This is a genomic window from Arthrobacter bambusae (assembly GCF_022606295.1).
Classification (GTDB): domain Bacteria; phylum Actinomycetota; class Actinomycetes; order Actinomycetales; family Micrococcaceae; genus Arthrobacter; species Arthrobacter bambusae_A.
The window spans coordinates 145,621-160,145 of sequence record NZ_JAHHZS010000001.1 but is presented as its reverse complement, the minus strand read 5'-3'; the positions used below and the strand labels follow the sequence as shown (position 1 = coordinate 160,145).

Here is a 14,525-nt window from a genome sequence, read left to right as displayed (position 1 = left end):
AATTCTGGCACGGCGGAAGTGCCGCTCCTGCGCCTGCAGGCCGCCGCGAGGAACATGTCCGGCCTAGGATGCTGGCATGAGCCATTCAACGACGAATACCTCCGATGTCCTTGCCCTCGATTCGCTCTTGGCCCCCGAGGAACTGGAGATCCGTGAGAAAGTACGGGATTTTACCGACCAGCGGATCCGCCCGAACATCGACCGGTGGTACGAGGCGGCATTGTTCCCGCGGGAACTGCCGGCGGAACTCGGCGAGCTCGGAGTCCTTGGCATGCATCTGGAGGGCTACGGCTGCCCGGGCCGCTCCGCCGTCGAATACGGACTCGCAGCCATGGAACTCGAGGCCGGCGATTCCGGCATCCGCACCTTCGTGTCCGTCCAAGGCTCCCTGGCCATGACGGCGATCCACCGCTGGGGCAGCGAAGCGCAAAAGGAACAATGGCTCCCGCGCATGGCTGCCGGCGAACTGATCGGCTGCTTTGCCTTGACGGAGCCGACGGCGGGTTCGGACCCGTCGTCCATGGCCAGCTTTGCGCGCCGCGACGGGACGGGAGACGACGCCGGCTGGGTGCTGAATGGTTCGAAGCGCTGGATCGGGATGGCCTCGATCGCCGACGTCATGGTGGTGTGGGCAAACACCGACGACGGCATCCGCGGCTTCCTGGTTCCGGCCGGCACTCAGGGAGTCACCGTGGCTCCCATCGACGGGAAGCTCTCCATGCGGGCCTCGATCCAGTGCGATGTGGTGTTCGACGCCGTCCGGCTGGGTCTCGAGGCCCTCCTCCCGGGTGCGCTGGGCCTCCGCGGCCCGTTCTCCTGCCTTAACGAGGCGCGGTACGGCATTGCCTGGGGTGCCATGGGCGCGGCCCGCGACTCCTACGAAGCCGCGCTCGAGTATGCCGGAAGCCGCATGCAATTCGGCAAGCCCTTGGCCAGCTACCAGTTGACCCAGGAGAAGCTCGTGAACATGGTCCTGGAGATCCAGAAGGGCACCATGCTCGCGCTGCATCTCGGACGGCTCAAGGACGCTGGCAAACTGCGGCCGGAACAGATCTCGGTGGGCAAGCTCAACAATGTGCGTGAGGCAATCAAGATCGCCCGCGACGCCCGCACCATCCTGGGCGGCAACGGCATCACGCTGGACTACCCGCCGCTGCGCCATGCCAACAACCTGGAATCGGTGCGCACCTATGAAGGCACGGACGAGGTCCACACGCTCATCCTCGGCCAGCACATCACGGGCATCCCGGCTTTCCGCTGACTTCACTGGCGCAGGCCACGCGCGGGTCCCGCGCCCGACCTAGCCGACCGGGCCTAGGCTCTGACCGGGACCGGTTCCTTCCTGGCCGCGTCTTTACGCATGGTGGCGCTGATGACGGCTGCCACGGTGCACATCGCGGCAGCACCGATCCATGCATAGGTGTAGTGGCCCGTGGCGTCCCGGATGTAACCCGCGAGGAACGCTGCAGCCGCGGCTCCAAGCTGGTGCGCGGCGAAGACCCAGCCGAACACCACTGATCCGTCCGCCCCGAACACCTTGCGGCAGATGGCCGCCGTCGGAGGCACCGTGGCCACCCAGTCCAGGCCGTACACCACGACAAACAGGATCATGCTCGGCTGCACGGTGGAGCTCAGGAGCACGGGCAGCACCAGCAGCCCGACCCCGCGGAACTGGTAGTACACGGCAAGGAGCACCTTGGGGTTGAAGCGGTCCGTCAACCAACCGGAAGCGATGGTGCCCACGATGTCGAAGATCCCGACGACGGCCAGCAAGCCGGCCGCGGTGGTTTCCGGCATGCCGTGGTCGTGCGCCGAGGGAATGAAGTGGGTGCCGATCAGGCCGTTGGTGGTAGCACCGCAGATGGCGAAACCGGCAACGAGTGCCCAGAACGTGCGCACTTTGCTGGCGCGCTTGAGGACCTGCAGTGCGCGCACGGCGGCGTTGGGCGTCTTGGCGCCTTCAGCGTTGGCGACTTCCGCGACCGGGCCGGCTTCCGCCGTCGTCGGCTCCTCGGATTCCGCACCGTAAGGTTGGACCCCGACGTCGGCGGGTGAGTTCTTGAGCCAGCGCAACACGAGCGGCACTACCGCGAGCGCTCCGGCGGCGATCAACAGCGAGGCGCCGCGCCAGCCCGGGCTCTGCGCGAGCATCGCGATGAAGGGCAGGAACACAAGCTGCCCGGCGGCGCTGCCCGCCGTCAGGATGCCGATCACGAGTCCACGGTTCTTGGAGAACCACGTGTTGGCGATGGTGGCCGCGAAAACCAGGGCCATGGAACCGGTGCCGAGCCCGATCAGCACACCCCAGGTCAGCAGGATCTGCCAGGACTGGCTGACGAACACCGTCAGCGCGGAGCCGAGGCCGATCAGGCAGAGGGCAATCGAGGTGACAGTGCGGATGCCGAAGCGTTCCATGAGCGCGGCAGCGAAGGGCGCGGTGAGGCCGAACAACACCAGGTTGATGCTGACCGCGAGCGACAGGACGGTTGTTGACCAGCCGAATTCCTGCTGCAGCGGCACCATGAGCACGCCGGGTGCCGCCCGGAAACCGGCCGCGCCTACGAGTGCCAGGAACGCGACGGCGGCGACCATCCAGGCGGGGTGGAGTCGACGCTTCCGCGGAGTCTTGCCAGCGGAAAGTTTGGTGGGATTGGGTGCGGTCATGCGGAGGGCTCCGATTCGTCCAGGAGGTCACGTCTGGCGGGGGCAGTGGCCAAGGCCACGGGGTGTTCCGATCGCGTGAGGCTATGCCAGCTGGTGTTGGCCGCGGTCAGGCGGGAACCGCAGTGGGAGCAGGTATCAGCCGACGCCGTCGGCAGTCCGCAACCGGTGTGGATCACGCGCATGTGGGCGTTGTCCGCAGGCGCATCGAGATGTTTCTCGGACCAGAGAATGATGGCGTTCAAGACGGGCAAGGCATCTTCCCCTTTGGCCGTGAGGACGTATTCCTGGCGGGTGCGGGCGCCATCCTGGTAGGGCCGTTGGGCGAGCAGGCCCGACTCAAGCAGCCAAGCCAGCCTTTTGCTGAGGACGTTGTCTGCGATGTGGAGGCGGGTTTTGATGGCATCGAACCGGCCGTTGGCGAAGAAGACCTCCCGCAGCACCAGGCTTCCCCAAGGGTCGCCGAGGATATCGAGGCCGCGCGCCAGGCTGCACGTCCGCTCGGACCAATCGGATCGTAAGGGCATGGTCCGAGATTAGTTGGCTTTTCTAAAGAAAGCTAGGTTTGTGACGGGGACGGCTCTCCCCTTGCGACCAGGTTCGAAAGAGGATCGGCCAGGACATGCCGTGGTGATGGCGTGTCCCGGCCGGATCGACAATCAAAGAAGGTCAGAAGTGGAGGGGCATTCAGTCCGCGATGTTGCCGATCGCCTGCTCAAGGTCCGCGATCAGGTCCTCGACGTCCTCGATCCCGCAGGAAAGCCGGATCAGGTTGACCGGAACGGCCAGCTCGGTGCCCTTGACCGAAGCGTGCGTCATCTCCGAGGGGTAGTTCATGAGGGACTCGATGCCGCCCAGGGACTCGGCCAGCGTGAACACCTGGGTGGACTCCGCCACTTTGCGGGCCGCAGCTTCGCCGCCCTTGAACTGCACGGAAATCATGCCGCCGAACTTCTTCATCTGCTTGGCCGCGAGTTCGTGGCCCGGGTGGGAAGGCAGTCCCGGATACAGCACGGCTTCGACCTCGGGGCGCTCCAGCAGCCATTCGGCCACCGCCTGGGCGTTCTCGCTGTGGCGGTCCATGCGCACGCCGAGCGTCTTGAGACCACGGGTGGTCAGGAACGCATCCATGGGTCCGGACACGGCGCCGACGGCGAACTGCACAAAGCCGATCTTCGCGGCCAGCTCGGCGTCCTTCACCACGATCGCTCCGCCCACGACGTCCGAGTGGCCGCCGATGTACTTGGTGGTCGAGTGGACCACGACGTCGGCGCCCAGGGCGAGCGGGGTCTGCAAGTAGGGCGACGCGAAGGTGTTGTCGACGACAAGGAGGGCACCGGCGTCGTGCGCTACTTTGGCGAGCGCTTCGATATCGGTGACCTTCATCATCGGGTTGGAAGGAGTTTCCACCCAGACGATGCGGGTTTTGTTCGCCGCGACGGCCGCCGCCACGGCATCAAGGTTGGACATGTCCACTGGCGTGTTGCCGATGCCCCACTCACCGAGCACGCGGTTGATGAGCCGGTAGGTGCCGCCGTATGCGTCGTTGCCGAGGACGATGTGGTCGCCGGGCCGGGCAACGGCACGGATCAGGGAGTCCTCCGCGGCGAGGCCCGAACTGAAGCTGTAGGCGTGGGTGCCGCCCTCGAGCGCGGCGAGCTGCTCCTGCAGCGCATCGCGCGTGGGGTTGCCGCCGCGGCCGTATTCGTAGCCGTCGCGCAAACCGCCTATGCCGTCCTGGGCATATGTCGAGCTGAAGTGCAGCGGCGGAACCACGGCGCCGGTGCGCGGCTCGAAGGCCTGGCCGGCGTGGACGGCACGCGTGTTGAATCCTGCTTCGTTTGCAGACATGGGAACTCCTAGTGTCAGTTGCTCAGGTAGGCGAGAAGGTCGTGGCGGGTCAGGATGCCCACGGGAGCCCCGACGAACGTCACCATGACGGTGTCGACGTCGGACAGCAGCTCGCGCGCGGCGGAGATGGTTTCCAAGAAGCCGATGACCGGCAAGCGCTCCCCCATGTGCTCGGAGATCTTGTCGGTCAATTTCGCCTCGCCGCGGAACAGCTTGGAGGTCAGCGTGCGCTCATCGACGGCGCCGAGCACCTCGCCCATGACCACCGGCGGTTCCTGCGAGAGGACCGGGATGTGCGAGACCCCGAATTCGTTCATGATGTTGATGACATCGCGGACGGTCTCGTTGGGATGGATGTGGACGAGGTCCGGCATCTCGCCCGTCTTGGACTTCAGGACCTCGCCCACCGAGGCTTCCTCGCCGCCGGAGAGGAAACCATAGGAGCGCATCCACTTGTCGTTGAAGATCTTCGCCAGGTAGCCGCGCCCGGAGTCCGGCAGGATCACGACGACGACGGCTTCCTCGCCAAGGTCTTTGGCCACCTGCAAGGCGGCAACCACTGCCATGCCCGAGGAGCCGCCCACCAGGAGGCCTTCCTCGCGGGCCAGGCGCCGGGTCATCTCGAAGGAGTCCGCGTCGCTGACGGCAATGACATCGTCCGGCACGGTCTTGTCGTAGTTGGCCGGCCACATGTCCTCGCCGACGCCCTCCACGAAGTAGGGGCGCCCCGTGCCGCCCGAGTAGACCGAGCCTGCCGGGTCCGCGCCGATGACCTTGACGCGGCCGCCGTCGGACTCCGGCCGGTTGGCGGATACATCCTTGAGGTACCTGCCTGTGCCGGTGATGGTGCCGCCCGTTCCCGCGCCGATCACGACGTGCGTGATCTTCCCATCGGTATCGCGCCAGATTTCGGGCCCGGTGGTTTCGTAGTGGCTGCCGGGAGCAGCGGGGTTGGAGAACTGGTCCGGCTTGTACGCTCCGGGGATCTCGGACACGAGCCGGTCGGAGACGCTGTAGTAGCTCTGCGGGCTGTCCGGGGCCACGGAGGTGGGAGTCACCACAACTTCGGCGCCATACGCCTGGAGCACGGCACGCTTGTCCTCGCCCACCTTGTCCGGGACGACGAAGATGCACCTGTAACCCTTTTGCTGCGCCACCAGGGCAAGTCCGACGCCCGTGTTGCCCGAGGTCGGTTCCACGATGGTTCCGCCCGGCTTGAGCTTTCCGTCCCGCTCGGCTTCCTCGATCATCTTCACCGCGATGCGGTCCTTGATCGAGCCTCCGGGGTTCACATATTCGAGCTTCACCAGGATGGTGGCTTTGATGTCCCCGGTCACGTGGTTGAGCTTGATGAGCGGTGTATTGCCAATGAGGTCCAGGACGGACTGGGCGTACTTCATAGGTACCAAGTTACCGCTTGGTCGGGACTGCTCCGGTGCAGCCGAGGCTCAGACCTGTGCCGGGCCGCGTCCGCTTCGCTCCTCACCAAGCGACGGCCACGCGGGTCAAGCTAGCGGGACACCCTCACTCAGCCGGTGCAGAGCCTCCTGCCGAAGGATCGGTCTGCCAGAGGCCGAGGATGTTGCCTTCGGTGTCCTTGAAGTACGCGTAGTAGCCCATGCCCGGAACAGCGTCCTTGCCCTTGACCACGGATCCGCCCGCACTCTCGATCTGGCCGAGCGAAGCCTCGATGTCTTCGACGTCAACCGTGATGATGGGCGTCTTCAGTTCTTCCGAGCGCGGGAACAGAGCACCATTGATGGCCCCGGGCGCGCTCGGCATGCCTGTCTGCGGGTCTGAAGGCGTGGTGATGGCGATCGTGTAGTCCATTTCCTGCATGGGGTTGAGCATCCAGCCGAAGGCACCTTGGTAGAAAGTGTTGGCCCGCTCCTTGTCGTCCGCGGGGATTTCAAAATGCACTACACCGGCCATTGCGTTCTCCTGAGATTGTCCTGGAAGGCGCAGACGCCCCGCGCCACACGTGGAGTCTAGTCGTGTGGGTTTCGCGGCGTAAGGGGCCTCTCGGACTGCTTGTTTCGGGACATGTCCGGTGATGTCCGACGAGCATGCGACCATGAATGAATGACCATCGTCGATGTCCCACCGGCCGCAGCGGCTACGGCCGACGCGTCAGTGCGATGGCACCCCGGCGGCCCCTTCGACCTTCTGCAGACCGTGGGAATCCTCATGCGCGGCAACGGTGATCCGTCCTTCGCTGCACGGCAGGACGGCGTGTGGATGGCCTTCACGACGCCGGCCGGCCCGGCCACGCTGCGCCTCACGGCCGCGGGAACCGGCCAAGACACGTCTGTCGATGCGCAGGCCTGGGGCCCCGGCGCGGGTTCCGCCATTGCCTCCGTACCAGCGCTGTTGGGGAGCCGGGACGACTGGTCCGGCTTTGACGACGCCTCCTTCCATGCGACCCTTCCGCGGATGGTCAGGGAAGCCCGACGCCGGAACCTCGCCGTCCGACTGCCCACCACCGGCCGCGTGGTGGACTCCCTTGTGCCCACGATTCTTGAGCAGAAGGTCACCACCATCGAAGCCCGCCGGGGCTACCGCTACCTCATGTACAGGTACGGCACCGCAGCGCCAAGCGCGGGCCGCCTCCCGACGTCGGGCATGCCATCGGGCCTCCTCGTGGCGCCGACCGCCGCCCAATGGCTGGCCATCCCTTCATGGGAGTGGCACAAAGCCGGAGTGGGTCCCCAGCGCTCGGGGACTGTCATGCGGGCGCTGCGATCCGCCGTCGCGCTTGAACGGCTCGCCTCACTCAGCGCGCCGGAAGCCGGGGCCAAGATGCAGACCATCCCGGGAATCGGCATCTGGACGGCCGCGGAGGTTGTCCAGCGGACCCATGGCTGCCCGGACTCGATCGCGGTGGGCGACTACCATTTGGCCTCGTACGTCGGTTACGCGCTCACGGGCAGGAAAACGGACGACGCCGGCATGATCGCCCTCTTGGAACCGTGGCGCGGGCACCGGCAGCGGGTGGTCCGGATGCTCGGGCTCAGCGGCTTCCGCAAGCCGACGTTCGGACCGCGGATGACCATCCAGGACCATCGGGGACACTAAAGCCTGGCAACGCGGGGTCACTTACGGCCCATGTTGCTGCCCGGCATGGGCCGTAAGTGACCCCGCGTTGGGGGTTTCGCCCGCTTGATCCGGACAATGACGCCGGCGAACCCTTCGGCCAGGTCATCGGCGTTGGCCTTGAAGTAGGACCAGCCGGCGCTGGTGAAAGCCTCGTCCCTCCGGTTGTCCCTTGTCTGCCGTTCCCGCGTAAGGTGCGGGGCACCGTCATACTGGACGGCGATCCGGAATCGCCGGTACCCCAGGTCCGCGGAAGGCGACCACGGATCATCCGGATCGAGGCAGAGCTGCAATTCCGGTTCAGGCAATCGTGCATCCGCCATGGCCAGCCGCAGGAATGTCTCCGGAAACGAGTCCGCTCCGACGCGCATGTCGTCGAGGGCAAGCCGGGCCTTCTCGACGCCTTTCATATTCGGATGCTGCCGGATCAGGAGGCGCAACCCTTCCTTGTCCGCGTAGGGCTCCGTCCGTCCTTCCAGGCCCGGCCGGGGCATGCGGATCAACTGGTCGCCCATGGCAATCACGTACCGCAGCGGCAACTGGTGCGCCAGGTCAAGCCACGTCCGGGATGGAGAGGACACAGGAATTCCGTCAATTTCCGTGACTTCGCCCGGGAGGACGCGCACCCGATGCCCAGTCACTCCCGTCCGGCGGACCCGGGGAAGCGCATGGGGTTTGCTGAGGTGGATCGTCCCGCCGTCGCCAAGCCACGGAGGAAGGCCGAGCCGGGTCAATATCGCGGCGCTCTCATGGGACACCCAGGCGCCCGGAGTTGCCGCGGCAAGGACGCGTGCCCTTTCGGCAAACTCAAACTCACGACCCGCGGGCAAGTAGATCAGGCGGCCGCCGTCGGACACGTCCCTGGCCCGCAGCCGCTTCGGAGCGACGCCAAGGCCGCGCGATTCATAGACCGTGAAAGGACGGTTGCTGAGTTCGTTCGGCAGCGGAATGATGCGGACCATGGGATCCAGTTTGGCCGCAATTTGACCCCGGCAAGCAGTTATCCACAGGCAGACTTCCAACCACGCCAACGCGGGGTCACTTACGGCCCATGTTGCTGCCCGGCATGGGCCGTAAGTGACCCCGCGTTGGAGTTAGAGTCCCAGGCGGGCGATCGCTTCTTCGCGCATGTCGATCTTGCGCACCTTGCCGGATACCGTCATGGGGAAGCTCTCCCTGATGTCCACGTAGCGCGGGATCTTGAAGTGGGCCAGCCTGCCGCGGCAGAACTCCTGCACCCCGTCCAGGTCCAAAGTTGCTCCCGGTTTGAGGATGATGCAGGCCATCAGTTCTTCGCCGTATTTGGAGTCGGGAACCCCAATGACCTGGACGTCCTGGATGGCCGGATGCCGGTACAGGAACTCCTCGATCTCGCGGGGATAGACGTTCTCGCCGCCCCGGATGACCATGTCCTTCATGCGGCCTTCGATCACGATGAACCCGTCCGGGTCCATCCGGGCGAGATCGCCGGTGTGCATCCAGCCGTCCTCGTCGATGGCTTCGGCTGTCTTCTCCGGCTGGCCCCAATACCCGTCCATCACTGCGTAGCCCCGTGTGCACAACTCGCCGATGCCCCCGCGTTCCAGGGTTTCGCCGGTGCCCGGATCCACGATCTTGGACTCGAGCCGGGGCATCGTGCGGCCCACAGTCGTGGTGCGCAGTTCCAGGGTGTCCGCCGCGAGGGTCATGGTGGATACCGGCGAAGTCTCGGTCATGCCGTAGCAAATGGCCACGTCCCGCATGTTCATCTCCCCGATGACGCGCTCCATGACCTCGATAGGGCACAGTGAGCCGGCCATGACCCCTGTGCGCAGCGTGGAGAGGTCGTAGGAGGCGAAGTCCGGCAAAGCCAGCTCGGCGATGAACATGGTGGGCACGCCGTACAGCGAGGTGCCGCCAAAATCCTGAACCGCTTCCAGGGCGGCAGCCGGGGTGAATCCGCGCCCGGGAATAATGGTGGCAGCTCCGAAGCTCAGCGCGTTCAGGTTCCCGATGACCATGCCGAAACAGTGGTAGAACGGCACCGGAAGGACCACGCGGTCGCGTTCGGTGTATCCCAGCAGCCTGCCGATCTGGTTGCCGTTGTTGAGGATGTTGTGGTGTGTCAGCGTGGCACCCTTGGGGAATCCTGTAGTTCCCGAGGTGTATTGCAGGTTGATGGGATCGTGCGGATCCAGTTCCGCCATGCGCGCCTTGAGCGCCGACGGCCCGACGTCGTCCGCCCGCTTGAGCAGCTCGGCGAACGTCAGCTCGGCGTCGCTTTGCGGTTCGCCTGCGTTGAGCATGTCCAGTCCAAGATCGGGAAGGAACACGAGCTCCCGAAGCTCAGGGCAGCTAGCCAAGGCCTCCCGGGCCATGCCCACATAGTCGCTGTTCTTGTCCGAAGGCGCGGCCACCAGCATCCGCATGCCGTTCTGTCGGACCACGAATTCGAGTTCGTGGCTCCGGTATGCCGGGTTGACGTTGACCAGGATCGCGCCGGCCTTCGCAGTGGCGTATTGCAGGATGGTCCATTCGGCGCAGTTCGGGCTCCAGATGCCTACCCTGTCACCCTTCGCGACGCCCATCGCGAGCAGCGCACGCGCGAGCCGGTCGACGTCGTCGTTCAGTTTTTCGTAACTCCAGCGCCGAGCCTCATCGCCGGGCACCACGGCGGCTTCGATGAGCGCGTCCCGCAACGGAAACCGCGCCGCGACGCGTTCAAAGTTGGCGCCGATGGTCTCTTCAAGCAGCGGGACGTCAGTGTCCCCGGCTGTGTAGGAAAGCATGAACGCACGCTACCAACTCCGCGGGGCCAAGAGAAGACTTTTGCTTGGAAGTCCTACAAAATATTTCAGGGCCTCGCCGGGCCAGCCGGTAAGGTGAATCCCATGAGTGCACCCATTGACCTGCAGGCCACGTTCATTCCCAACGACGGCGAATTCTTCCGCGTCAAGCTCGCCCTGGAAATCGCGATCGACGAAGTAGTGAACGAACCCGGCTGCATCCGTTACGAGCTCACCGAAGCCACCGAGGACAAGCTCGTCCTGACCGAGCAGTGGGCCTCCGAGGAGCACCTCGACATCCACTCCAAGGGCATCGCGGTCCAGGACCTCAACGAATCCCTCAGCGCGCTGCTCGCGGAGCCGGTGAAGCTCGAGCGCCTCTAGGAGTTTTCCGCGCGCTGCTTCGCGATGTGCGCGTGGACCTCATCCATGTCGAGCCCCTTGACGGCCTCGATGACCTGCTCCAGCTGGGGTCCGTTCAGTGCGCCCGGCTGGGAGAACACGAGGACCTTTTCGCGGAAGGCCATAAGCGTGGGGATCGAGGAGATACCGGCTTCGGCAGCGAGCTGCTGCTCGGCCTCGGTGTCCACCTTGGCGAAGAACACATCGTCATGCTTCTCGGAAGCGGCCTGGTACGTGGGCGCAAACTGCCTGCAAGGGCCGCACCACGCAGCCCAGAAATCCACCAAGACAATGTCATTGCCCTCGATGGTCGATGCGAACTGCTCGCCGGTGATGTCAACTGTAGCCATGCTTCCACGGTACGCGACCACGCCTTCGAAGTCGCCCTTGTTCGCTACCCGGCAAACCGGGAATAAACCACGACGGCGGCCGGGCGGTTTGGCGCCGCCCGGTACCTTCGGTTAGCGCCAGAAGTGCGGGGCGGTCTTTCGCGCGCCGGGGAGCGCGTTATTCTCGCGCCACTCGTGGATCCATTCCGGAAGCTCGAGGTCCGCGGGAGGCTCGCCAAACTCGGCCAGGATCTCCTCCTGGCTCACGGGCCGCCCCTTCGCGACAAGCCGGGTGGCAATGTGCGCACGGGCGTAGATCTCGCCGTCGACCACCATGCGTTGTTCAAAGTAGATCGCCTTGGAATCGAGCCCGATGATCTTGGACTCGATGGTGTACTGCTGCCAAAGCTGCAACGACTTCCGGAACGCAATGGTCTCCCCCGCGGCCACGGGACTCCAGCGGCGGCGTCGCATCTTTTGCCAGATCCCCGCCCGCACCATGAGGTCGAAGCGTCCAAGATCCATCAGCGAAAAATACATGCCGTTGTTCACATGCATCGCAATGTCGATGTCCGTGGGTAGCACGCGCATAGGCAACGAGGACGTGCCCCAAACGCTGAGCCAGCTCCGCCTGGACGAGGTGAACAAGATCAAGAGGGTTCGGAGAAGCAAATGCATAAACGCCATGTTACTCCTCGGTAACATTTCGGGCGCCTTCGTTTTGTGTGTCGCTCCATGGCATGTCGTTTACCGCCGGTTCACATGCCCCGGGAAGAATGTCTGAAAACAATTTGCAGAAAGCACCAAGGAGATCCCGTGAGCACCACCCCGACGATCACGGCACACGCAGACGTGTGGCCGGAACTTCCCCTCCACCAGGAGCTGGTGTTGCAGGACACCCGCGGCAACAGGATCGTGGGCACCTTGGACGGCATGACCGATGATCGTAGCACGCTCTGGATCCAGCTCTCCGGAGGCCTGGGCCGGCAACTCGTTCATCACCAGGACGGATACTGGCTGGAGCCGGGCAGTGCTAGCTAACCCGGACTTCCGTCGTCGACACGCAAAATTCCTGTCGACGCAGGAATCCGAGTGTCGAGAGCCCATCCGCGCCGCGCAGGAAATTTTCCGCGTCGAACGGGGCGCTCAAAAACGCAATGGACAAACAAAAAATCCCCGGAACCATATGGTTCCGGGGATTTCATTTTGTGGCAGATGAGGGATTCGAACCCCCGTAGGCGTTGCCAGCTGATTTACAGTCAGCCCCCTTTGGCCGCTCGGGTAATCTGCCGAACTTCAAAAGAAGTCACTCCCGATCATCGTTTCGTTTCCGATCCGGTAAGCGCGAGCAAGACAACCTTACAGAACTTCTGCCGAAGAATCGAATCGAGGCCTCGAAGCCTCAAAGCAGGCAAAAATCTCAGGCATCACCAAGTATCCGCCCGGCCAGTTTGGCCTCGAAGCTGGCCGCCTGCTCCAGCGTGATCTGGTTGAGCTGCACGGCCCGCAACAGGTCCGCGTGAATGCCGTCCATCCGAGATGCCGCGTCCGGGACCGGGCTCAAGACCACGGAGGCCGCAAGCGCTGCGGCTGCAACCGCGCTTGCGGCGGTGGCGGCAGCGGCTCCGATTGAACCGGCGGCGGCAGCGGCTGACTTGGTGACGTAGCGGACGGCTTGGTTGCTCATGGTGCTCCCTTTCAGGATGGGCTCTTCAAACTGATACAACTCTGTCGGGGCAGTCTCAGTTCCGGCCATACGTGTGCTGTGAGCGAACTGTGAACGTTCGGCACACGCCGGGCGCTTCCGTACTAGGCTGGATGGCAGACAAAACCGCCCGTTTCCGGGCCACCCCCAACGATCACAAGGAGAGTCATGGCAGGCGAATCCACATTCGACGTCGTCAGCAAGGTAGACAAGCAGGAAGTCGCCAACGCGCTCCACCAGTCCCAGAAGGAAATCGCACAGCGGTACGACTTCAAGGGCGTCGGCGCGGAGATCGACTTCAGCGGCGAGAAGATCCTCATGAAGGCCAACTCCGAGGACCGCATCCTTGCCGTACTGGACGTCTTCCAGTCCAAGCTCATCAAGCGCGGCATCTCCCTGAAGTCCCTCGACCAGGGCGAGCCGTACCCCTCCGGCAAGGAATTCCGCCTGGAATGCTCCATCAAGGAGGGCATTGCGCAGGACATCGCGAAGAAGATCAACAAGATCATCCGCGACGAGGCCCCGAAGTCCGTCAAGTCCCAGATCCAGGGCGACGAACTCCGCGTCACCTCCAAGTCCCGCGATGACCTGCAGGAAACCATGAACATCCTGAAGAAGTTCGAAGAGGCCGATCTCCAGTTCGTGAACTTCCGCAGCTAGGAGTTCGCCGCGGCCCAGGCCGTTATCCGGAAGTACGACGACGGCGCGTTGCCCCTGAGCGGGCGACGCGCCGTCGTCGTTAATGCGGCGGTCGTTGATGGGCGGTGCGTCACACCAGACAACTTTTTGGGGTCGGGGCTAGCGCATACCCCGGGATTCCCCGGCCGCACAACGGGCTCGACTGGCGCCGTCGATGGCCCCTACGATGCGCCGCCGGAAGACACCGGGGAAGCGCTCGATCTCGCGGCGGCCAAGCTGACCTTGACGTTCGGCTTTGGCCCGGGCCTCTTCGAAAAGGACGGCAAGCCGCGCTTCGGCCTTGAGGGCCGCAGGCCCGATGCCCTGATTGACCTGCCGCACTTCCCCGGCGACGCCTTGCAGCCAGAACGCACCGGCGGCGACATTGTGGTCCAGGCGTGCGCCGACGATACGCAGGTCGCCGTGCACGCGACCCGGAACCTCGCACGCATCGGCTTCGGCAGGGTGCGCGTCCGCTGGTCCCAGCTGGGCTTCGGCAGGACCTCCTCCACGTCGAGGGCCCAGACGACCGCGCGCAACCTCTTCGGATTCAAGGACGGCACGGCAAACCTGACGTCGGAAGACACGGCACTCCTCAACGAGCACGTCTGGGCCACCGCCGGAAACCGCCAGGGTGAAGCGTGGATGAGAGGAATTCACGTCTCCTGACTTTGGAATCAAGGGCCGCGACGGCGCGCCGCTGGTTCCCATCAACTCCCACGTCCGCCTCGCCCACGCGGACCAGAACAACGGCGTGAAGATGCTTCGCCGCGGTTACAACTACATCGACGGTTCGGACGGGCTCGGCCACCTCGACGCGGGCCTGTTCTTCGTCGCCTTCGTCAAGGACCAGCGGACGCACTACGTGCCCATGCAGATGGCCATGGCGAAAAGCGACAAACTGGCCCTGGAGTACCTCAAGCACACGGGATCGGGCCTCTTCGCGGTGCCCCCGAGCAGTAAGGCGGGCGGCTTCATTGGTGAGGGCCTGTTCGCATGAAGCCGACCGTCGTCGGACGCGGCACCGGTGGGGTAACTTAC

The 14,525-nt window shown here is 64.6% G+C and carries 15 protein-coding genes, 1 tRNA gene and 1 pseudogene; 6 read left to right on the top strand and 11 right to left on the bottom strand.

Translation table 11 applies throughout. The annotated features are described in order from the left end of the window. Nucleotides 1–76 precede the first annotated feature (76 nt). A complete protein-coding gene (locus tag KNN17_RS00725) occupies nt 77–1,261 on the top strand; it encodes an acyl-CoA dehydrogenase family protein (protein ID WP_241707050.1) in 1,185 nt (394 codons plus the stop codon). A gap of 53 nt (nt 1,262–1,314) precedes the next feature. Here KNN17_RS00725 and KNN17_RS00720 read toward each other — a convergent pair whose 3' ends face one another. From KNN17_RS00720 to KNN17_RS00700, 5 genes are all read right to left on the bottom strand, one after another. Further along, nucleotides 1,315–2,664 (bottom strand): MFS transporter, encoded by a 1,350-nt coding sequence (locus tag KNN17_RS00720; RefSeq protein WP_241707049.1) that lies wholly within the window; start codon nt 2,662–2,664, stop codon nt 1,315–1,317. Then, nucleotides 2,661–3,188 carry a winged helix-turn-helix transcriptional regulator gene (locus KNN17_RS00715; RefSeq protein WP_241707048.1) on the bottom strand — a complete coding sequence of 176 codons (528 nt, stop codon included), beginning with the start codon at nt 3,186–3,188 and terminating at the stop codon, nt 2,661–2,663. The genes KNN17_RS00720 and KNN17_RS00715 overlap by 4 nt, the downstream gene beginning before the upstream one ends. A gap of 160 nt (nt 3,189–3,348) precedes the next feature. Further along, entirely contained in the window at nt 3,349–4,512 is a 1,164-nt protein-coding gene (locus tag KNN17_RS00710; RefSeq protein WP_078108023.1) for a cystathionine gamma-synthase, read from the bottom strand. Nucleotides 4,513–4,526: 14 nt separating this feature from the next. Continuing rightward, the gene (locus KNN17_RS00705) at nt 4,527–5,912 is read right to left on the bottom strand and encodes a cystathionine beta-synthase (RefSeq protein ID WP_236812368.1); all 1,386 of its coding nucleotides are present in this window, start codon (nt 5,910–5,912) and stop codon (nt 4,527–4,529) included. Between the two features lie 124 nt (nt 5,913–6,036). Next, nucleotides 6,037–6,444 carry a VOC family protein gene (locus tag KNN17_RS00700; RefSeq protein WP_241707047.1) on the bottom strand — a complete coding sequence of 136 codons (408 nt, stop codon included), beginning with the start codon at nt 6,442–6,444 and terminating at the stop codon, nt 6,037–6,039. 150 nt (nt 6,445–6,594) lie between these two features. Between KNN17_RS00700 and KNN17_RS00695 the strand changes: the two genes are divergently transcribed. After that, nucleotides 6,595–7,587 (top strand): DNA-3-methyladenine glycosylase family protein, encoded by a 993-nt coding sequence (locus KNN17_RS00695; RefSeq protein WP_241707046.1) that lies wholly within the window; start codon nt 6,595–6,597, stop codon nt 7,585–7,587. 17 nt (nt 7,588–7,604) lie between these two features. On the opposite strand, the gene KNN17_RS00690 is transcribed toward KNN17_RS00695, so the two are convergent. Both KNN17_RS00690 and KNN17_RS00685 read right to left on the bottom strand, forming a co-directional pair. Next, on the bottom strand, nt 7,605–8,567 hold the full coding sequence (locus tag KNN17_RS00690; protein WP_241707045.1) for a hypothetical protein: 963 nt from the start codon (nt 8,565–8,567) through the stop codon (nt 7,605–7,607). Nucleotides 8,568–8,699: 132 nt separating this feature from the next. Next, nucleotides 8,700–10,373, bottom strand: coding sequence for an AMP-binding protein (locus tag KNN17_RS00685; protein ID WP_241707044.1), 1,674 nt, complete (start codon nt 10,371–10,373; stop codon nt 8,700–8,702). 102 nt (nt 10,374–10,475) lie between these two features. Between KNN17_RS00685 and KNN17_RS00680 the strand changes: the two genes are divergently transcribed. Beyond that, nucleotides 10,476–10,754, top strand: coding sequence for a putative quinol monooxygenase (locus tag KNN17_RS00680; protein WP_078108018.1), 279 nt, complete (start codon nt 10,476–10,478; stop codon nt 10,752–10,754). Here the strand turns inward: KNN17_RS00680 and KNN17_RS00675 are convergent. Together KNN17_RS00675 and KNN17_RS00670 are read right to left on the bottom strand one after the other, a co-directional pair. Further along, nucleotides 10,751–11,122 (bottom strand): thioredoxin family protein, encoded by a 372-nt coding sequence (locus tag KNN17_RS00675; protein WP_059387274.1) that lies wholly within the window; start codon nt 11,120–11,122, stop codon nt 10,751–10,753. The two genes, KNN17_RS00680 and KNN17_RS00675, sit on opposite strands and share 4 nt — an antisense overlap. A gap of 111 nt (nt 11,123–11,233) precedes the next feature. Continuing rightward, complete coding sequence (locus KNN17_RS00670; RefSeq protein WP_241707153.1) at nt 11,234–11,779, bottom strand: acyl-CoA thioesterase; 546 nt, start codon at nt 11,777–11,779, stop codon at nt 11,234–11,236. A gap of 138 nt (nt 11,780–11,917) precedes the next feature. Here KNN17_RS00670 and KNN17_RS00665 point away from each other — a divergent pair, with 138 nt between their 5' ends. Beyond that, a complete protein-coding gene (locus KNN17_RS00665) occupies nt 11,918–12,142 on the top strand; it encodes a hypothetical protein (protein WP_241707043.1) in 225 nt (74 codons plus the stop codon). Nucleotides 12,143–12,310: 168 nt separating this feature from the next. Here KNN17_RS00665 and KNN17_RS00660 read toward each other — a convergent pair. Both KNN17_RS00660 and KNN17_RS00655 read right to left on the bottom strand, forming a co-directional pair. Continuing rightward, nucleotides 12,311–12,392 (bottom strand) — tRNA-Tyr (locus tag KNN17_RS00660). A 129-nt stretch (nt 12,393–12,521) separates the two neighbouring features. After that, a complete protein-coding gene (locus tag KNN17_RS00655; RefSeq protein ID WP_078108081.1) occupies nt 12,522–12,788 on the bottom strand; it encodes a hypothetical protein in 267 nt (88 codons plus the stop codon). Between the two features lie 186 nt (nt 12,789–12,974). On the opposite strand from KNN17_RS00655, the gene KNN17_RS00650 reads away from it, so the two are divergent. Beyond that, nucleotides 12,975–13,466: a YajQ family cyclic di-GMP-binding protein gene (locus KNN17_RS00650; protein ID WP_059387254.1), complete on the top strand. Its 492-nt coding sequence runs from the start codon at nt 12,975–12,977 to the stop codon at nt 13,464–13,466. A gap of 162 nt (nt 13,467–13,628) precedes the next feature. Beyond that, a pseudogene (locus KNN17_RS00645) lies at nt 13,629–14,484 on the top strand (Dyp-type peroxidase); the annotation flags it as partial. Nucleotides 14,485–14,525: the final 41 nt, after the last annotated feature.